14 protein-coding genes are annotated in these 21,474 nt (G+C 38.2%); 2 read left to right on the forward strand and 12 right to left on the reverse strand.

All coding sequences use genetic code 11. From position 1 onward, the window contains the following. Positions 1-34: 34 nt before the first annotated feature. The 11 genes from rluF to ACJJVX_RS00665 all read right to left on the reverse strand — a co-directional run bounded on the left by rluF (position 35) and on the right by ACJJVX_RS00665 (position 16,744). Positions 35-916, reverse strand: a complete 882-nt coding sequence (rluF, locus tag ACJJVX_RS00615; RefSeq protein ID WP_054203793.1) for a 23S rRNA pseudouridine(2604) synthase RluF — start codon at positions 914-916, stop codon at positions 35-37. Between the two features lie 63 nt (positions 917-979). Then, positions 980-2,050, reverse strand: coding sequence for an ABC transporter substrate-binding protein (locus ACJJVX_RS00620; RefSeq protein ID WP_054203794.1), 1,071 nt, complete (start codon positions 2,048-2,050; stop codon positions 980-982). A 46-nt stretch (positions 2,051-2,096) separates the two neighbouring features. Further along, positions 2,097-3,176 (reverse strand): DUF418 domain-containing protein, encoded by a 1,080-nt coding sequence (locus ACJJVX_RS00625; RefSeq protein WP_212760595.1) that lies wholly within the window; start codon positions 3,174-3,176, stop codon positions 2,097-2,099. Positions 3,177-3,188: 12 nt separating this feature from the next. Next, positions 3,189-4,400, reverse strand: coding sequence for an EAL and HDOD domain-containing protein (locus tag ACJJVX_RS00630; protein WP_054203795.1), 1,212 nt, complete (start codon positions 4,398-4,400; stop codon positions 3,189-3,191). A 113-nt stretch (positions 4,401-4,513) separates the two neighbouring features. Then, positions 4,514-6,055, reverse strand: a complete 1,542-nt coding sequence (locus ACJJVX_RS00635; RefSeq protein WP_405629553.1) for a glycogen synthase — start codon at positions 6,053-6,055, stop codon at positions 4,514-4,516. Positions 6,056-6,333: 278 nt separating this feature from the next. Beyond that, a complete protein-coding gene (gene glgC, locus ACJJVX_RS00640) occupies positions 6,334-7,635 on the reverse strand; it encodes a glucose-1-phosphate adenylyltransferase (RefSeq protein WP_054203797.1) in 1,302 nt (433 codons plus the stop codon). Positions 7,636-7,649: 14 nt separating this feature from the next. Continuing rightward, positions 7,650-10,175, reverse strand: a complete 2,526-nt coding sequence (locus ACJJVX_RS00645; RefSeq protein ID WP_405629555.1) for a glycogen/starch/alpha-glucan phosphorylase — start codon at positions 10,173-10,175, stop codon at positions 7,650-7,652. Next, entirely contained in the window at positions 10,168-12,225 is a 2,058-nt protein-coding gene (glgX, locus tag ACJJVX_RS00650) for a glycogen debranching protein GlgX (RefSeq protein ID WP_054203799.1), read from the reverse strand. The genes ACJJVX_RS00645 and glgX overlap by 8 nt, the downstream gene beginning before the upstream one ends. Then, positions 12,209-14,440: a 1,4-alpha-glucan branching protein GlgB gene (glgB, locus tag ACJJVX_RS00655; RefSeq protein ID WP_405629558.1), complete on the reverse strand. Its 2,232-nt coding sequence runs from the start codon at positions 14,438-14,440 to the stop codon at positions 12,209-12,211. The genes glgX and glgB overlap by 17 nt, the downstream gene beginning before the upstream one ends. Further along, complete coding sequence (malQ, locus tag ACJJVX_RS00660) at positions 14,441-16,435, reverse strand: 4-alpha-glucanotransferase (protein ID WP_405629560.1); 1,995 nt, start codon at positions 16,433-16,435, stop codon at positions 14,441-14,443. It lies immediately after the preceding gene. A gap of 9 nt (positions 16,436-16,444) precedes the next feature. Beyond that, positions 16,445-16,744, reverse strand: a complete 300-nt coding sequence (locus tag ACJJVX_RS00665; RefSeq protein ID WP_054203802.1) for an isoamylase early set domain-containing protein — start codon at positions 16,742-16,744, stop codon at positions 16,445-16,447. A 479-nt stretch (positions 16,745-17,223) separates the two neighbouring features. On the opposite strand from ACJJVX_RS00665, the gene ACJJVX_RS00670 reads away from it, so the two are divergent. Together ACJJVX_RS00670 and ACJJVX_RS00675 are read left to right on the forward strand one after the other, a co-directional pair. Further along, positions 17,224-19,149, forward strand: a complete 1,926-nt coding sequence (locus tag ACJJVX_RS00670) for a bifunctional diguanylate cyclase/phosphodiesterase (RefSeq protein ID WP_231658973.1) — start codon at positions 17,224-17,226, stop codon at positions 19,147-19,149. Between the two features lie 87 nt (positions 19,150-19,236). Further along, positions 19,237-20,166 carry a hypothetical protein gene (locus ACJJVX_RS00675; protein ID WP_054203803.1) on the forward strand — a complete coding sequence of 310 codons (930 nt, stop codon included), beginning with the start codon at positions 19,237-19,239 and terminating at the stop codon, positions 20,164-20,166. Here the strand turns inward: ACJJVX_RS00675 and ACJJVX_RS00680 are convergent. Continuing rightward, entirely contained in the window at positions 20,158-21,183 is a 1,026-nt protein-coding gene (locus tag ACJJVX_RS00680) for a GGDEF domain-containing protein (RefSeq protein WP_054203804.1), read from the reverse strand. The two genes, ACJJVX_RS00675 and ACJJVX_RS00680, sit on opposite strands and share 9 nt — an antisense overlap. Positions 21,184-21,474: the final 291 nt, after the last annotated feature.

Consider the following 21,474-nt stretch of genomic DNA (forward strand, 5'->3'; position numbering starts at 1 on the left):
GCAAGCTGCGTCAATTTTAGTGTTAATTATGTCATTATTTTTTTAAACTCAATGTGCCGGTCACACGTTTTGTACTTGTGCGGGGGGATGTTCTTTTTATAGTACTTTTAGCGACGCTTTGCGTGTTTGTAACTCGTTTTTTAAAGGTTTTTTTATTATCGAAAATCAGGTTATTTTTATTCTCATCAATTGAATGTTCTTGAGTTTTCCCTGAATCCATTATTGAGTTGTTAATCTCTGCCATTTCTAAATCGCTAAGATGGCGCCACTGCCCAACCTTTAAGCCCTTTAAAGTAACATTCATAATTCGAACACGTTTTAGCGTAACAACTTCATACCCTAAATATTCACACATTCGACGAATTTGTCGATTCAAGCCTTGGGTAAGCACTATGGTAAATTGCTGCGCACCTGTTTGAGTTACTTTACATTTTTTAGTAACAGTATCCAAAATTGGTAGGCCACCCGACATTTTACTTACAAATTGTCGATTTAGCGGCTTATCAACGGTAACAACATACTCTTTCTCGTGGTTATTACCCGCTCGAAGAATTTTATTAACGATGTCACCTTCGTTTGTTAAAAAAATCAGACCTTCTGAAGGACGATCTAACCGCCCAATTGGAAATATACGGTCGGGGTAGTTAACTGCTTTGACAATATTACTTTGAATTTTGCGTTCAGTTGTACAGGTGATCCCTACAGGCTTGTTATAAGCTATATAAGCTCGCTTAGGGACCTTTTTTAATGCTTTACCATCAATAAGAACATTATCACTCGCTGAAACTTTAACGCCCATTTCAGGGCGAATGCCATTAACAGTAACACGACCATCTTCAATATATTTATCAGCCTCTCGTCGCGAACAAAAACCGGTATCGCTAATAAATTTATTTAATCGTTTTAAGTCTGTCATGAGCCATATTCATATTAATTTCAAAGGCCGATAGTTTAAACCAGCGATAAAAATATTGCGCGGTTATTTTTCTAGATTAAGGTTATCTTTACGCAGGCTTTTTATATCAAAGCGGTAGCTAAGTTGTTCGTTATCGAGAAGGCGATAGCGGTTAAAATCTACAAAAGACCAATTATTCACATCGATAAGATACTCATATTGATTGATATTGTCTTTTGTGATCACATCAAGATCTATTTCAATATTGGTGTTATTTTTCCAGTAATCGTGGCCGTTTCTTAAATCAACCAATGTTATCAACGCCCAGCCTGCCATCATAAAGTGACCTCCAACACTTGCAGCCAATTTATCCTGCTTTATTAAGCGTAAATTATCTTTTAACCAATCAAAGCCACCCATTGAATAATTTTTCGCATTAGAAACCCCTGTGTAAGCTCCCAATGCCATTAAATCAGATGCACTCCAAATTACGTTAGTTTTTGGATACCGTTGAATTAATTTTTTTGTCTTGGTGATAGCTTCAAGTTTTGACCAGCCCGCATAGACTGTTTGGCTTAATTGCAATTTGTTATCAGCTAAATAGGCTTTTAAACCATCGCTTCTTGCATCTGACTCAGTACCATAATGCCCATTTATAGCCACAACGTGAGGCTGGCGACCTTGATTTTTAGAATGAGTGATTAATGCATCAGCCAAACCCCGGCCTGCTTTAAAATTATCATGATAAATTTCACCTAGCCAATTTTTATAACGTGCTTGTGGTTCGCCAATTGATCCCCGTTCATCGCCTGTAATTGTTTGTTCTAGAGTAATAAAATTAACGTTGTACTGCTTAAGCAAATTCATTGATTGCTCAGCCCCACCGGGGTAATTCAGCAATACTACATAGTCAGGCGTAGCGCGATATTGTAAGTATTTATTAAGCTCCGAGAGCTGAATATAACGATTGCCTTCTCCATAGATCACATCCAGGCTTATATTGTTTTGTTTTGCAGCCACCTCTGCAATACTTTGTACTTTCTCCCAAAATGGGTCCCCTTTAACTGAAGGGTTCACAAATAGTACAGAAAAAGGCTCAACAGCACTTAAGTGCAATGAAATACACGATAGAATGATAAATAAATAGCGCTTCATCTATTTCTCCAGTTTATTACTACCTCTGAGAATAGTCCCAAATAAACTAGCTAGCCAATTTACGCCAAATAAACTCCAAGGGCCCTTGGTCAAAGTAACGTCTATAAAGTACACTAAAAACGAGCTGAAATAAGGCAATTGAAGTAGCAATTAACCAATAATCAATTCGATCGAATGTCAGAACCCATTCCGGATAAAGCATTTTAAATAACATCACTAACAAAACACTTTGCATAATATACAAGGTTAAAGCCAACCGCCCAACGGATTGCAAGCCTGTAAGTAGAATCCCTTTCACTGTTACTAATTTAACCACAACATGTATAATAATTAAAGCCATGAACAAAGCTGAGAACCACGTTATAGGTTCTAAGATCGCAATATCGAATGTGCTATTTTGAGATTCTAGTAATATTCTAGTGCAGCTTAAAATCCCGGAACAAAACAGCGAAATGATTAACACTTTTTTAGGTAAACCATTTTCAAACACATTATTTTTGTAAGCATAAATACCAAGCAGCATAAGCCCTGCGGTCATCCATACGGTAATAAAAGGAAGTATCACAAGCATAAAGCCAAACATTGCCATGTTGCTCAAATACACAGAGCTTCCTGATTCACTATACGTATAAAAATGGTCTAAAAACTCAGCTGAATCACGTGTAATAACGATTGGGGGGGATAATAAACCTAATAAAACGGTGATAACTGAACCGAGTAAAAGAAATTGAAAACCACGCTTTAATTGCATGTTACTTTCTGCGTCGAGGTATTTAATTACGACCCAACCTGCGCATGCGTAAATGAATAATATATCACCAGCCCACAGTAAAAAACCGTGAAGTAAACCAAACACGGCGAGTATTTTTAAACGCTTAGTTAAACGTGATAAATCATTATTTCGTTGCCATTGAATATATAACCCAACCCCAAAAAGAATACAAAATAGGCTCCGAAAACGTCCATCGACAAATAAGAGACTGCTCAATTTAATAACATGATCTGAAAACGGAGGTGACGCTGAAGCAACATAGCCAAATTCAAATAGCCCGAATGAATATGCATTCATATACATTAAGCCAAGCACAGCAATACCACGAATAACATCTATACTGTGATTTCGCATTGTTAAATCCTTTTAATTATATTTATGGTTGTTAGACCATTCTAAAGCATTTTTATATAAACTTGGCAGTATATCACTTGGGATATTTAATAATATTACGGCTTGCTCTAGCGCCCACCAGCTTCCAGATTCATATGCTTTAACAATTTCGAGGATATAATAAAGATTATTCTTTTCTTCCATTAACGCCGACTTGATTATGTCAGGGAAAGGTAAACGTAAAAGCAACTGATCCATCGGCCTATCTAATATGGCATCCAACAATGAAAATAACCCTGTTAAGAATGCACTATTCGCATTGGCTGGTGCCACTTTTTTTGCTATCAATTCACAAAATCGCGCTCGAATTATGCACATTTTAATTAATTCATTTGGCTTACTTTGCGCTACATGGGCCGTCACTAAAAGACTGATAAACTTTTTGATATGATCATGACCCAGATACACCAATGCTTGCTTTAATGATTCTATTTCTTTTTGAACCGGGAACACCCCACTGTTTATCAACCGTAATAATTTGAAAGCAAGGGCAGTATCAAGCTGAAAAAGAGCTGCTATCGCATTAATATCAGGATTCTCTTTCATCGCTTGAGCATAGATAGACAATGCCAGCGCATGATTCATATCGATATCTTTTTGTTGAATCAACAGTGGTTTAGCAAAAAAATACCCTTGAAAATAGTCGAATCCCATTGCATGAGCGACTTTAAAATCAGCAAGCGTTTCTATTTTCTCTGCTAATAGTTTTAAATTTTTGTATTTTTTAAAGCGCACTATAAGCGATTCGATTTGGTTTAGAGGAGTGATTTGAATATCAAACTTTATCAACTTAACAAATTTCAAAAATCGATCCCATTTAGGATCATAGATAAAATCATCTAAAGCTAATGTAAACTCTTTTTTAAACAACTCTTTACATAATTGATAGTTTTCTTCTGTCGGCTCTATAGTTTCTAATAATTCAAGCACAACGTCTTGGGGGGGTAAAAAGCTGCACAAATCCATTTTTAATGAATCTGGGCCTATATTAATAAGCGCTTTCTTACCACATGTAATATGGCGAGTGCCGAAGTTTAGTTGATTTTCTACAATTAATTTGGCTGTAGCTACACTTTCGTCAATATTAGGAAAGCAATTATTAATGCTATTACGAAATAATAACTCGTAGGCAACCACAGACTGCCGACGATTAAAAATTGCTTGCCTTGCTACAAATACTTCCACTAGTCAGCCTTTTACAGTATTTTTTATTAATCAAGCCTATAAACCAATAAAAAAAGACTAGGCCACCTTGAAATATAAACACATTATAACTAGAAAGGTGGCAAATTGCAGTACTAACAATAAAGTTTACTAATGTACTCCTGAGCGACTTTCGACCATGTAAAGCGAGCCGCCCTCGCTTGTTGCACTATATTCTGCCATTGCTTTGGCTTGTGGGCTCGTAAATTAAGGGTATCTGAAAAGCAATCAATCAAGCCTTCACATTGAGTTTCAAGTGAGTTACCAGTAAAACTGAAACCCGTTTCTAAGTGATTTATCGTATCTTTAAGGCCGCCAACGCCATGAACTAAACAGGGTTGCCCAGCACGCATAGCTAACATTTGACTAATTCCACATGGCTCGAATGAACTTGGCATTAAGAATAGATCGCCAAGCTCATAAAGGTCCTCCCCCACTTTATGTCCATACCCTTTAAGGAACAGCAAATTACAATTGCGAGCCATGGCTTCTGTCATTATCTGCTCTAATTTTTCATCCCCAGAGCCTAAAATAATCATATTGCCTTGGTGCTGTGCTAATTTTTCACAAAGATGATCAATTACATATTTATTTTGATAGGTTTGGTGTAATAACAATACCTTTTGATCAGTCAATCGGCCTACACTGGTGATCAAAGGTCCTTTATTTTTTTGTTTTTGAAAGCCTATTAATCGTTGGTGAGCAATATAAAAACTACTAACTAATGTAGTTTTTTGAGCGATCCAACCAAATAGAGTTGACTCTATTTCTTCATATAAGTCAGTTAATTGAAGTGTTGAATTTGCTTCATGAGTTGGGTACTCACAGCCATTTAAAATACCAACGACTTTATTTTCTTCTGCTCCCTTTTGTAAATCTTTCTCAAGGCCTTCACCACCGAAGAAACCATTTTCAGGTGAACTTGCAGCTAAAACTTCCAGCGCATAAGTGGGTGATACTAAATGTACTTTATCTGCAAGATTAATCGCGGTACGCATTGGATTAAAACAATGCGGGTACCTAGGATCACACAATAAATGGCCGTCATAACTTAATGATGGAAACCAAGCTTCAAGGCTCGAATCATCGCCTTTAAAAGGTCGGATCCCCTGTAAAGCTATATTATGTACTGTAAACACTGTTTTTAATTGTGAAAATGCAGTAAAACGATGATCAAACTTTAGCAATAATGCCGCGCAGGCACTATGCCAATCATGTAGGTGCAACACGTCAGGGCGTATAAATATACCTTGTAATAATGCTTCACAAACGCCAGCATTAAACAGTGCAAACTTAGTTGCATCTGTAGCGAATGGCCTACCAGGTTCGTCATTGCAATATACCGCGCCATTATGCTGACTAAAATAAGGGTGAGACAAAACTAATTGCCTTACCCCATTATCAACTGAGTTAATTTCCCATGCATGTATTTCATGAATGTAGCCTGCAAATGGCACATATAATAATCCAAGATGCTCTTTGCTCAATACGCTAAAACCATAATCAGGTATAACAACATCAACTGTTAGCCCTCTTTGTGCTAATGCTTTTGGACTATCTCTAATCACATCAGCAACACCGCCGACTTTAGCATTTGGTAACGTGTCATTTTCGGCTGCAACCATTAATACATGCATATTTTCTTTATTTCCTACAACTGATTTATTAGGGTCTTTTGACCTTTCAAGATTAAAACTCGTTCAATCTAGAGGCGATTTAATCGAGCGGGCTAAGTAAAATCGAGCAAAGCTTGTGCGCCCTACTCACGCCCCTTACCTACATCCGTGTAGGTAACAAAGAGTTAATCGCCCCTAGGAAGAACCCTTTGGGCAGCGCATGTTTAGAATTCATACTGCGTTATTACCTAAATACCAAACATACTGCTGCAAAATTAATCACAAAAGATCAACACGCCCTAGGCTAATTGCTTTTTATCACGCTCTTGGCGCTCAAGTTTTTTTGCAAGCTCAGTGAGCATATCACGGGTAACTAGTACAATACCCTTTTTAGATACTCTAAAACCATTTTCTTCATCTGCTTTACGGTCAAAACCAATCTCAACCCCTGCTGGGATCTCGCACCCGCGATCTATTATGGCACGGCGAATACGACAGTTTCGCTGTATGATGGCACCTGGTAATATAACCGACTCTTCAATTTCACAATATGAACGTATATGTACATTTGAGAACAGCAGTGATTTTCGCACAACCGAGCCCGAGATGATGCACCCGCCCGAAACGGTAGAATCAACGGCCATACCACGACGCTCATCATTATCAAAAATGAATTTTGCAGGAGGTAGTTGCTCTTGGTATGTCCAAATTGGCCATGTTGGGTCATATAAGTCTAGCTGAGGCTCTGGCATTACAAGCTCCATATTTGCTTCCCAAAATGAATCAAGGGTGCCCACATCACGCCAGTAAGGTTGACCTTCATGGCCTGGATCTCTAAATGGAAAGGCAAATACATTATGCTCCTCAATGATAGCAGGGATAATATCGTGGCCAAAATCACGTCCAGACCCTTCATTTTCAGCATCTTTTTTCAATTGCTCAAATAAAAACTCGGTATTAAATACATAATTCCCCATTGATGCTAAACATGTACCCGGTTTGCCTGGAATTGAACTTGGTGCCGCTGGTTTTTCATCGAAGCGACGAACACGCTTTTCTTCATCTACCGTCATAACGCCGAATGTGTCTGCAGCTTCTTCACAAGGAACTTCAATACAACATACCGTCATATCCGCGCCAGTTTCCAAATGCTTTGCTAATAAACCACCGTAATCCATGCGGTATACATGATCCCCAGATAAAATCATGACATACTTTGGTAACTCATGGCGGATAATATCCATGTTTTGAAAAACGGCATCCGCAGTACCACAATACCATTCGTCACCATAACGCTGTGATGCTGGTAAAATTTCAACAGACTCACCAAGCTCTTTTTTGAAGTGTCCCCACGCGCGATTAACATGACGGATCAACGAGTGTGACTTATATTGCGTCGCAATGCCCACACGTCGTATACCCGAGTTAATACAATTAGACAGTGGAAAATCGATGATTCGATGCTTGCCACCAAAATAAACGGCTGGCTTGGCCCGCCAGTTTGTTAACTCATGCAGGCGTGAACCTCTGCCGCCCGCCAGAATTAGTGCATAAGTTTCCCTTGTTAAACTACTAATATAGCGATTTGCATAACTTGGCATAATTTATCTCCGTATTAATCTAAGCTGTTACTAGCGACTTGATTGGCCGAACTAGTTGTTGTTAATGCTTCTAGATGCCAAATATCATTACTGTATTGGCTTATCGTTCTATCACTTGAGAAAACACCACTGGCTGCCGTATTTAAAATACTCATCTGTGTCCAATGCTGTTGATCTAAGTAGGCGTGCTCAACGGCACGTTGGGCGTGTACAAAGCTCTCAAAATCATGCGCTACAAGCCATGGATCATGAGGGCTTTTAATTGCATTTATAATGTCGTCAAATAATCCTGGCTCAAATAAATTGAAGTGGCCACTTTCTAGCAACTGCATTACATTAAGTAAATCAGGGGTATTATGAATTAAATGTAACGGATTATAACTTTGCTTAATACCGTCAATTTGTTCAGTTTGTGCGCCAAACAAGAAGAAATTATCAGCGCCAACAGCATCTCGAATTTCAATATTTGCACCGTCTAACGTACCAATTGTCAATGCACCATTCATCATAAATTTCATGTTACCAGTGCCCGAAGCTTCTTTTCCGGCAGTTGATATCTGTTCAGAAAGATCGGTTGCAGGACAAATAGTTTCCATGGCTGTGACGTTATAATTTGGTAAAAAGGCAACTCTTAAAAATGGCTTAGCAAGCGGGTCTTTATTTATTACATCAGCGACATTATTGATAAGTTTGATAATCCGCTTTGCCATGTAATACCCTGGTGCTGCTTTACCACCAAGTAGTACACAGCGAGGCACTAAATTAGCAGTATCACCACGGCGAATGCGGTCATAAAGGTGAATTACATGGAGGACATTAAGTAGTTGGCGTTTGTATTCGTGAATACGTTTTACATGCACATCAAACATCATACTCGTATCGAACTCAACACCGCATCGCTCTTTAACTAAATCAACTAAGCGCTGCTTATTTTCAAGCTTAACTGCTTGCCATTGTTGGTGAAATTTAGCGTCATCAAAATAACGACGTAACTGACTGATTTGTGAAAAATCACCCACCCAATTATCTCCTATTTTTTCGCCAATTAGTTTGGTTAATTTAGGGTTACAATGGGCAAGCCAGCGCCTAGGTGTGACACCGTTTGTTTTATTGTTGAATTTTTCTGGCCATAACTCATAAAATGTTTTAAATAGCCCTTCTTTTAATAGTTCTGTGTGAAGTGCTGCAACACCATTGACAGAAAAGCTACCAACAATCGCTAAGTAAGCCATACGAACCTGTGGCTCAGGACCTTCTTCAATTAAAGAAAGTGCTTGTTGTTTTACCACATCCCCTGGCCACGCAAGCGCAACGTGAGCAAGAAAGCGTGCGTTAATTTCATAAATAATTTCTAAAATGCGTGGTAATAAACGTGCAAATAGTGACACCGACCATTTTTCAAGTGCTTCTGGTAATAATGTATGATTAGTATATGCCATTGTTTTGGTTGTTATTTCCCAAGCATCGTCCCAATCTAGATCATAATCATCAATTAACAGCCTCATTAATTCAGCTACGGCTATACTTGGGTGAGTGTCGTTGAGTTGGAAAACATGAAAGTCTGCAAAGTCACTAAAATCTTCACCGTGTTGTGAAACCCATACACCGATGATATCTTGCAAGCTGGCTGACGATAAAAAGTACTGTTGCCTTAAGCGTAATTCTTTACCATTTTCACTGGTATCATTGGGATACAATACCATCGTAATTTGTTCAGCAAGATTTTTGTGAGCAACCGCTTCCGAATAACTACCCGCATTAAATTCGCTTAAATCAAATTCATCCGTGGCTTCGGACTTCCATAATCTTAATGTGTTAACTATGTTATTTTTATAACCAGGAATTGGTACATCATAAGGGACAGCGAGTACATCATGTGTGTCTAGCCATTGACGATGAACACGTCCTTTTTTATCAGTATAGCTCTCTACGTGACCAAAAAATTTAATTCGTTTAGCTTGTTCTGGCGCGCTGAGTTCCCATGGATGCCCTTCACGTAACCAATTATCTGGTTGTTCAATTTGATGACCATTTTCAATTGATTGGTTAAACATGCCGTATTCGTAACGAATACCATAACCCGTTACAGGTAAAGCAAGGCTTGCACAGCTATCTAAAAAACATGCAGCTAAACGCCCTAAGCCGCCATTTCCTAGGCCAGCGTCATGCTCGGCTTCTGCCACATCTTCTATTTTGGCACAGTACTGATTGAGCGCATCCTTAACCTGATCATCTAAATCTAAATTTAGAATTGCATTACCAAGTGCACGGCCCATCAAAAACTCTAATGAGATATAAGCTGTTTTACGACGTTTTTCGCTATTCATTTGTTGCTTCGTTGCTCTGCAACGAGCTACTAAACGATCACGAATTGTCAATGCTAACGCATTATATAAATATAGTTGAGATTTACCGACTCGATCACGCCCTAAGGTATAGTAAAAATGGCGTGATAAATCATCTTCAAGCGTACTTTCATCAATTAAAGGAGCATCTTGCCATCCTTTAGCTACACACATTTGTTCACCATTATTAGCCATGACATTCGTCCTCTAAATTGGCAGTAAAAACCCAGCTGCTTTGTGCAGCAACCTCAAATTCATCCGTACTTTTGATCATTGCTTGATCAACACTCGATATCGCTAAACTCCATGTAGATAACCCATTACTCACGGGTAATTGGCATTTGACCTTCACTTTACTGGCATTCAATATAATGAGTAGTGCTGTTTTGGCCTGTAAATCCCGCAGGCTATACATTAAAAATTGCTTAGAGCCATCATGCCAATCACTTTCTTCCATCGCTTTACTTTCTTCAGAATACCAATCAACGCAAAATCGATTATCGCTGTCATGCAAAAACACACTGTGCTTAAAAACATTATGCTCTTTACGTATACTCAACACGTCGTCAATAAAACGGGTTAAGCTGTGTTGACGTTGAGAGTCTTTCCAAGCTAACCAGCTGGTACGATTGTTCTGGCAGTATGCATTGTTATTACCGCCCTGCGAGTGACCCATTTCGCTGCCGGCCGACAGCATAGGAACGCCTTTAGAAAGTAATAATGTAAGAAGTAGGTTCTTTTGTTGCTGTAAGCGTAATTTGGTAATTTCTACATCATCAGTGAACCCTTCAAAACCACAATTAAACGAATAATTTGCACTATGACCATCACGGTTTTGTTCACCATTAGCTTCGTTATGTTTTTGCTCATAGCTAACGAGATCTGTTAATGTAAAGCCGTCGTGGCTAGTTATAAAGTTAATACTATTTAACGGGCCTCGTAGATTATGTTCAAACAAGTCAAATGAACCATGCAAACGCTTTGCAAGCTCAGGTAACATATTGCCTTCACCTTGCCAAAATCGTCTGACAACATCTCGATATTTATCGTTCCATTCACGCCAAGGAGCAGGAAATGCACCAAGCTGATAACCACCGGGCCCTATGTCCCAAGGCTCTGCGATAAGCTTTACTTGGCTTAAAACAGGATCTTGGTTTATTGCTTGTAAAAAGCTATGTGTTTGACTAAAACCATGAGGAGTACGCCCTAGAATAGTGGCTAAATCAAATCTAAAACCATCAACCCCCATCACTTCAACCCAATAACGCAGACTGTCTAGCACCATTTTCAAAGTATAGGGGTCATCTATATTCAACGTATTACCACAACCGGTATCGTTAATATAAACTTCTGGGTTGTTATTAATTGAACGATAATAACCGAGGTTATTTAACCCACGCCAAGACAAAATTGGACCATCACTGCCTGCTTCTGCGGTATGGTTGTATACAACATCTAAAATAACTTCAATATCTGCTTTATGTAGCTTAGTTACCATTTGCTGAAACTCTGCTACTTCGCCATTTACTAAGTAATCTTTATGCGGGGTAAAAAAATTTAAAGAGTTATAACCCCAATAGTTTTGCAAACCTTTCGCTGTTAAAAATTGTTCACTGATAAAACTATGAACAGGTAAAAGCTCTAATGTTGTTACCCCTAGCTTTCGTAAGTGTTCTATAAAACTTGCATGACTCAAGCCCAAATATGTACCTTGGAGCTGACTTGGAATTGATGGATGTCGAGCTGTCGCGCCTTTTACATGACATTCATAAATAACTGTTTTACTCCAGTCATGCGCGGGCTTTTTACCTTTATAAGGCTGTAATTCAGTGACTTTAGATTTAGGCATGTCAATTGCGTTGTTTACTGCACTGAATGTTCCAATAGGCATTTGACCATAATGACGCTCACTCCATGTAAACTCACCAAATAAATCTTTTGCGTAGGGGTCTATCAATAATTTTTGGCTGTTAAAGAATAAGCCTTTTTTAGGCTGATAATCGCCTTCAGCTCGATAGCCGTATAACGTACCTGGCGCGAGTGGACTGATATATAAGCTCCAAATTCCACCTTCATTATTATTCATCGCCAATTTCAGTACTTCGGTATGCCCACTTGCATCAAACAAACATACATATAATTGCTTAGCAAAAGGTGCATAAACAGCAAAATTAACACCCGAGTCAACGACGTTTGCCCCCAACGGAGATATATGACCTTGATTTAACTCAATTGATAGGCTCATCAGACACCTTTTTTAAATAAATTGTCGCAAGCGCAGGCAAAGACAATTTAATACTATGTTGATGGCCATGACTTGCAGTCGCAACAGTACTTATTACTTGCTCCGTTAATGCTACAACATGCACTCCTGAACCAAATAACGCTTCCTCATCTGTATTTAAAATGACCTTAAACTCACCAGCACTTGGCACACCAATACAATAATCATGATAAACCGTGGGTGTTAAGTTACTGATCACGACAACATAATCGCTGGCTTTTTTAGCGAATCGAATAAAACTAAAAATACTTTGCTGTGCATTTTGGCTATCAATCCAACTAAAACCTCTTGGATCATTATCTAGTTGATGTAGCGCTGGTTCAGAGGTATATACTTTGTTAAGTTGACTAATCGTACGCTGTACACCTTGATGCGAAATGTGTTCCAATAAATGCCAATCGAGTGATTGATCGTGGTTCCATTCACTGCGCTGAGCTATTTCCCCCCCCATAAACAATAGCTTTTTACCTGGATGCGCCCACATAAATGCATAATAAGCACGTAAGTTTGCAAACTTTTGCCAATCATCTCCGGGCATCTTTTCGAGTAATGAGCCTTTACCATGCACCACTTCATCGTGGCTCAAAGGTAAAACATAATTTTCACTAAAGGCATACACCATTGAAAAAGTTAATTCATGATGATGATGCTGGCGATACAAAGGATCACGTTGCATATAATGCAAACTGTCATTCATCCAACCCATATTCCATTTATAACCAAAACCTAAGCCATCTTGATCTACTTGACGTGTAACTCCTGGCCACGCTGTTGACTCTTCAGCAACCATCATGATGCCAGGGTTATTGGCATAGCTGCGTAAGTTGACTTGTTTTAGGCATTCAATCGCTCCTAAATTCTCACGACCACCATAGCAATTTGGGATCCATTGACCTTCTTTACGGCTGTAATCTAGGTAGAGCATCGACGCTACCGCATCAACACGTAAGCCATCAATCGCAAACTCTTCAAGCCAATACATTGCATTAGCAACTAAAAAACTACGAATTTCAGGACGATCATAGTTATAGATGTATGTATTCCAATCTGGGTGAAAACCCTGGCGCGCGTCAGCATGTTCAAATAAATGCGTGCCATCAAAACAATGTAGGCCATGCGGATCACTTGGGAAATGACCGGGAACCCAGTCAATAAGCAAACCAATATTTTTTAAGTGGCATTGCTCTACAAAATATCTAAAATCATCCAAACCGCCAAATCGACTCGTCGGTGCAAATAAACCAACCGGCTGGTATCCCCAAGAACCATCAAATGGGAATTCACTAATTGGCATTAATTGAATATGCGTGAAGCCTTGCTCAATTACATACCCAATTAAGCGCTGTGCTAATTCTCGATAATTTAAGTAACGATCCCCAGCCTCTCGCTGCCATGAGCCCAAGTGGACTTCATAAATACTAATGGGTGCATCTATTGCATTTCGCTTGACCCTTTGCGCTTGCATTTCTTTAGTCAACGCTATAGCAGGTGGGCGAATTTGTAATACTGATGCTGTCCCTGGCGCTTGTTGCATTTTAAAAGCAAATGGATCAGCTTTTTCAAGCACCTCACCACTTAACGTTGTAATTGCAAATTTGTAGCACTGGCCTTGTGTTAATTCAGGAATAAATAGATCCCACACACCCGATGCTGGATGAAAACGCATAAAATGCTGGCTTTTTTGCCAGTGGTTAAATTCACCAATAACAGAAACACTACTCGCATTTGGTGCCCACACGCTAAAACGCACCCCTTGTTTACCTGATAATTCAATAAAATGCGCACCAAGGTGTCGATATGCGTGCTCTAATGTCCCTTCATTAAACAAATACATCGCGCTGTCATCAAGGCTACTTTCGAAGCTGTAAACGTCATCGCAAATAATTTCGTATTCACCATAATCAACCACAAATTGATAAGTGCCCATATCTTTACTATTAACATCTGCTATGAATAAATCTGACTCAGAGTATCGTGCGCACTCTAATCTTTGCTCACCAAGCTTTAAACTTACTTTGCCAGCGCCTGGCATGTAACAACGTACTTCACTTTTTGTTTCAGAAATTGAATGCGTTCCTAAAAAGCTAAATGGGTCTTTAAAACAACCACGCTGTAATGCATTAACTTGCGGGCCATAGTGCTGCAACGTCGATTGTTTACGAACAATACTGTTCATTTAATTAGTCCTTATGGAATTAATAGCACGCAGGAATTCACGATGACGATCGAAAATGCTTTCACTTGAATAAGTGAGCACTCTACGCCAATTAGGGTATTCCTTATCTGTCCCTGGGATATTTACAGGTAGGGTTTGATCATCTAAATCGTCTAGTTGGATAGTAAATAAACGTGCGGGTGAATGAGCTAAACTTAATGTTAGCGCCTGATAAACATCACTCACTGGGCTTTGTAAACACAGTGATTTTCCACAGTTTGCCAAGAAACGTAATAATCGCTGCCTTTCTAAGTCTCTTGCTTGTTGTTGTTGAATTAATTGCGATTCATCAATTAATTCATAGTCATATTTTAAACTCAGATCACAGCCTTGCCACCAGCCAAAAAAAGGCGGTACATCATGATTTGCAACCATCAATAATGATTGCGCTGAAAAAGAACTAACAGGTAAAAATTCACCGTCACAATCCTTTTCAAAGTAAAATAAGCCATTTGAGAAGATTGCTTTGTCAGCTAATGCAGCTTTGACTTCAGGCGGTACGACACCCAAATCTTCACCAATTACAATACATTGATTTAAATGAGATTCAATGGTTAAAACAGCCAGCAAATGTTCAAATGGATAATAAACATAACAGCCATCTTGCTGGTATTGGTTGTTAAAACACCACCATAAACGGCGAATAGCCATTACATGGTCAATCCGTAAGCCTCCCACGTTTTCCATATTGGCGCGGATCAATGCTCGATAATAAGCAAAGTTATTATCGCTAATCTTAATCGGGTTAAGTGCTGGTAGCCCCCAATTTTGACCTTGTTCAGCCCAAGGGTCTGGTGGCGCGCCAACATAAGCAGAATCTGTAAATAAGTGTTGCTGATTAAGATACTCACTACCATCACCAGCACAGCCAACAGCTAAATCATTAATTAAACCTATACTCATGCCACTTTCACGCGCAACCACTTGGCACTGCTTTAATTGTAGGTGGGCCTGCCACTGAAGATAGCTCGCAAACTCAAGATCATCCACTTTCAAAGTCGCGAGTGTTTCGCTATGTTGCAGACAAAAATCTGCAAATAACTGCTTACGGACACGACTTCCAGATTGACAAAAACCTTGATACAGCAACTTAAAAACAGCATATTTAAAATAATTTACAGCTGTGTAATCAATATATTGCGCCTGCTGATTAGTAACTTTAAAATCCAGAATATCTGCATTTTTCATAAAAATCGCAACTGATTCATTATCAAGATAATCTTCACATGACTCAACAGCAATATAAAGCGGGTTTAATAATGCTCGGCTATTTGGACTATAAGGGCTTGCTCGTTCTGGCTGTTCACAAAACAGTAAGTGCAATGGGTTTAATAGGATGTAATCGAGCTGGTGTGTTGCAGCTTGCTTAACTAAATCAAGCAAATCAGTAAAATCGCCTATTCCTAATCCCGCTTTATTTTTTAAACTGTAAAGTTGGATTGAAAGCCCGCTTTGTTTTTTTTCTGTTACTTGGTAACTGTGCTTTGGTGTTACCCACAATTGGGTCACTCCAGATATTTCAGCAACGTCAACACGAACATGGTGATAACCGATTGGTAGTTTAGGTAATGGACAAGCAAGTTCTAAATATTTAATACCGTTAAATATATAATCGCCAGTACACATTAAATCAGCCAAACAGACATTAATATTTTCTAGTTCAAGTTCCATGAATGAAATAACACAATGTTGCGCCAATAAACGTTGATCAATACGTATTTTGAATATTGGTTTCTCTTCGCAGACAATGCTGCAATTAGGCACTAGTTGCAGCCATTTATTTGCATCTAAGGTGACATTTAAATGTTCAACTTCAGCATTATTTGTAATATCAATCCCACAGCAACTTAATGCCGCACCGCGAGTTTCGTCACTAAAAATAACGTGTTCACCAGTGTACTTTGTATACTCATACCCAATTCCATGCAGGTAAAAAAGCTGCGAAAGTGACTCCATAATCGCGCCTTATATACGTTGTGTATTAACTATACTATTTTCTGTTCCGAAGCTATTTGCAATGTAACCATCAGCTTGATGATCATTGTCCCAAATGCAGCCATTTACTAAATATCTAAAGTGGAACTGTTGATCACTTGGTAATCGTTGTTTGAATTTAAAACAGCGCCCTTTCTTGTTGAACTTCATATTAACGGGTTGCCAATCAGTAAACTCAGCAACAAGTTGAACTTCTTCAGCTTCCGGGTGCTGAAATTCAAATGTCACTTCAGCTTCATTTTTGGTTTTAAAAAATCGTTTGCTTAACATAGCGGGCTCCAACTAAACCTTTTGGTTAATTAATCCTTGCCACCGTGCTGTGTTCAACTACTCAACATATGCAGGGGTGTTATACGTAAAAACATTGTTTGTTAGTAAATCAAAGTTATGTTTATGCTTTATGACAGTGCAATTAAAATTTAATTGCACAATTTTAGTGCAATAAATGATAAAAAACCCATCAAAAAGAAACATCGCAATGAAGATAGCAATAAACAAACCACTTTGTGGTTAATGTTCGAAATATAGCCTATAAAGTAGTTAAGAATTATTCTCAGGTAAAGTGAAAAAAATTAATGTCCTCCTTGAGTAAAAAGCCATACACCTTATGTATTTACTCTATTTCATCATAAAAATGATCACTCCTGTACAATTGTACTCGAAATGTTTTGTCACCCGCTGTCACAAACTATATACTGAGAAAAACCTTCAATCCCTAATAATAACTTCAAAGCTGAAATGGGATCCTTATGGCTAATGTAATGACTAACTTTTTTCGTTCTTTCGGTATTGCTTTAATAGCCATTATTGTTTTTGGCTATTGCCTAAATGTATTGCTTACAAAACAAATCAACAACATCAACCCTCAGCAATCAAACATAGCTCTACGTACGTTTAAAATCGCCAATACACAGCTTGAAATGCCGCCTTGGTACAATCCGATATTGAGCGGACACCATCTAATACACAGTAATAACAACGACTATTTATTAATAAAAATTACAGAGACCGAGTTTATTACTGCCAAAGCGTCATCTGTTTTAAACGCAACACTACTATCCCCTGCCAATTTAATATTATTAATATTGCTGGGCTTATGGTTAACTTGGTATTTAGGGAAGGCTCGCCAAATAAAGCGCGAACATAATGTTATTAACCAATTACACCTGCAAACACATAAATTGGTAAGTGCTTTTAATATTCAGCTTCCTCCACTTGATAATCCCACATCAGTAGCAAAATTGAGCCAAGCAATTAACGCCCTCAATAACCATGTCACTACATACGCACGAGAAACTCAAACAAGTATTTGCCAAGATAAGCTCACGCTACTGATTGATCGCCATGCTTACATCGAGCACTTAGATCGTCAGCTAAATGGCGCTGAAATAAAAAACATTAACTGTGCATTATTGTTCATTGATTTGGATGGCTTTAAACAAGTTAATGATTCATTTGGACATAGCTTTGGTGATGAAGTACTCATTCAAGTCGCCGAGCGACTTGCTAATGTTCTTCGCCACCATAAACTGAATGATTTAAATCCGACCAGTTTATTAGAACAAAATTTAGCTCGCTTAGGTGGTGATGAGTTCTCAATTTTTATTAATGAAATCGATTCTGACACTAAAACCTTAGATGTTGCTCAACACGTTTTAAATGAAATAGAACGTGACTTTGTACTCGGTAATAAAATTATAAAAATTAGTGCCAGTGTCGGTATTGCCGTTTACCCAGAAAGCGCATCAACACCCCATGCGTTATTACAAATGGCCGATGTGGCTATGTATCGGGCAAAAACAGATGGTCGTGGTATTTTTAAGGTCTATTCGCCTGAAATGGGCAACAAGATGCGTCGTTACCATTATTTATTAGAAGAGTTACGTTTAGCAATAGCGTGTCAGAATTTTCACTTATCTTTTCAGCCCATTGTTCACGTAGAAGACTGTGCAATAGATTACTTTGAAGCTCTAGTCCGTTGGGATCACCCTGTAGAAGGTGCAATATCCCCTGTTGAGTTTATTCCGATAGCAGAAGAATCAAATCTTATTTTAGAGCTTGGTGATTGGATAATGCTCGAGTCGTGTAGACAAATGTCAGCATGGCATAATGCTGGTATGCGTAAAGTAAAAATATCTGTCAATGTGTCAGGTATCCAACTTAAACATCGTCCAATTCACGAATGGGTAATGAAAAAACTAGCTAAAACAGGACTTCCACCAAGCTCCTTGATGCTAGAAATAACGGAATCAACGTTGATAACAGCCAGTGAGACTATAATTAATGAACTTGAAAAATTGCGAAAAGAAGGTGTAACCATCGCCATTGATGATTTTGGTACTGGTTTTAGCTCTTTAAGTACTCTAGCTGATTTGCCAATTGATGTAATAAAAATAGATCGATTATTCATCGCACAAGCTAACGAAAACCCTAAATATAATGAAATTCTAAACTCAATCAGTGAACTAGGCACAAAATTAGGGCTTAAAATTGTTGCAGAAGGTGTTGAAGAAATAGAACAATTTGAACTAGTAAAACGTATGGGAATTAGCAGCGTACAGGGTTACCTTGTAAGTCGTCCACAGTCATCGCTAAATGTTGGTAATAAAGTTTTACAAGGTAATGTTAATCATATCGCAGCGACGGGGACCGGCGTGTGGAATCTGGAAAGTTAAATATTGACTCTAAATTTATTAGACGTAGAAATTTACGCTAAAATAGATAATAATAGTTAGCAATTTAGTACTTAGACATCCTCATACATGCTTAAAAAAAGCCTATATTCACTTATCTCTATCGTATTTTTAGTTACAACTATTTCAATAAGCATTTCAATTTATACCCTATATAGTAAAAAGGCAGTGAGTGTCGATCCTAAACTAAAAGAAATTTCCGGTATTGAGTTTGATAAAGGTAATCACCTGTGGGCTATAAACGATGGTGGTGACGAAGCTAAACTTTATCGCCTAAGAGAAGATGGGTCTATCGCCAAGGAAGTACTTGTCACAAACGCAAAAAATATTGATTGGGAGGATATGACTCAAAATGACTTCGGGCACTTCTTTTTAGGTGATTTTGGCAATAATAAACAAGAGCGAAAATGGCTAACAATTTATAAAATTGAAAACCCGATTGATATAAAAACAAACACCACAGAGGCTGAAATCATAAAGTTTACGTATCCTGAACTTGATGGGAGCCCTATTGCTGCAAGTAAACGCAATTTTGATTTAGAAGCATTTGTTGCTTTTGGTCGTCATTTATATCTATTTACTAAAAATCGCACTGTTCCCTTTGATGGCATAACTAATGTATACAGAGTAGGTGATCATGCAGCTAATTTTGACGCAAAACTTGTCGGATCTTTTAAAACCTGCACAACAATGGAAAAGCTATGTTGGATAACTTCCGCAGCACTAAGCCCTGATCGAAAAAAACTTGTATTACTTGATTCAACCAGTATTTGGTTATTCGAAAACTTCTCCGAAGATAAGTTTTTTTCCGGTGACGTATCGCGTATTGATTTAGGTATTGTTACTCAAAAAGAAGCTATTACGTTCTACGATGAAAATACCATAGTCTTCACAGACGAGGAATTTAAAGGGATCGGCGGGAATGCTTATATCATCAAGCTTGATGAAGTAAAAAAGAATAAAATAATCAGGTCTGCCTCAAGTAATAGATCAGAATAAATCGATGTCTGAACTCTTATCAGGTGAATCAATCAAGTTATCAGCAATTAGCTCCTCATAAAAACAAAGTTTATCGCGTCCATTTTCTTTTGCGTAATACAGTGCCTTATCTGCATTTTCTAATACCGTTATCGGAAAGTCATAAGGGCTGATACGCGACATACCGATACTCAGGGTCATCTTTGCTACAAATGGGAAATGAGTTGCTCTTATCATCTCAAGAAATTGACTCATCTTTTCATTAATTGATTCAAAATTAGTTGGTTCAAATACAATAACAAATTCCTCGCCACCAAAACGAAATATCAAATCGGTCGAACGAAAAAAATGACGCATTCTCTGAGCAAGTACCAGTAACACCTCGTCTCCACAGACGTGTCCGAACTTGTCATTAATACTTTTAAAGTGATCAATATCAATCATTGCAAGCCAAGATGTTGAGCTTTGCTTTAACTTCCTATGGCAATCAACCTTCGTTAACTTGTGTTGCTTTAGTACCTGTTTTTCAATGAGCTGCTTAATTTTTTTATCAAAAGTTTGACGGTTTAGCAACCCCGTTAGCTTATCTCGCTCATTTTCATGTAAAATAAATAAGTAGTTTTCAAAGATTCGGCAAAAAGCGTTCAGTAATACTTGATCCGCACTTTTCAATTCGTTACATACTATTGAGATTGCGCCTATGGGTTTGTCTTGAAATGAAATTGGCAACCAGCGCTTTTCAACTCCATCATTCGACTTCACTGTGATAATACATGCAGAGCGTAAGCACGATACAAGTTCAGGTTCGGGATCATCTATTATCTGTCTTGGCCCCCAGATAAATTCTTTATCGTTAAGAGTCTGCAAAGACAAACTACGTTCAATTGTCAATTCTTCTTGGACATCCAAATCTTTATAAACAGCAATTTCTGAGCAATCAACAAACTCATTAATTGTTGAAATAAGGCTATATTCTAGTGAATCAATGTCTCTATTTTTAGTTATTTTAATAACAGAATTTAATAAACTTTCCTGCATATGACCTCTGTATTCGAGTAACTAGCAAATTGATAATAATTTACAGAATAAAATAAGTACTGAATTAATATACCCAAACCACCTCAATATGTGAGCGTCGTTGGAATTTAAAACGATTTAGGCAAGGCATTGATTGCAAGTAATAGTGGTTCTATTGTTAAAATCAATCCCTTATAAAAGTAACGCAGTATAAATCGTTTTAAAACCAACCCATTGGGCGTTTCACCGGCACTTACTCTCATCGTTGTTGCTTCTTAAAAGGGACTGCCATTCTTGCAAAGTAACGCCTTG

The organism is Pseudoalteromonas sp. Ld20 (genome assembly GCF_045064175.1).
Lineage (GTDB): Bacteria > Pseudomonadota > Gammaproteobacteria > Enterobacterales > Alteromonadaceae > Pseudoalteromonas > Pseudoalteromonas neustonica.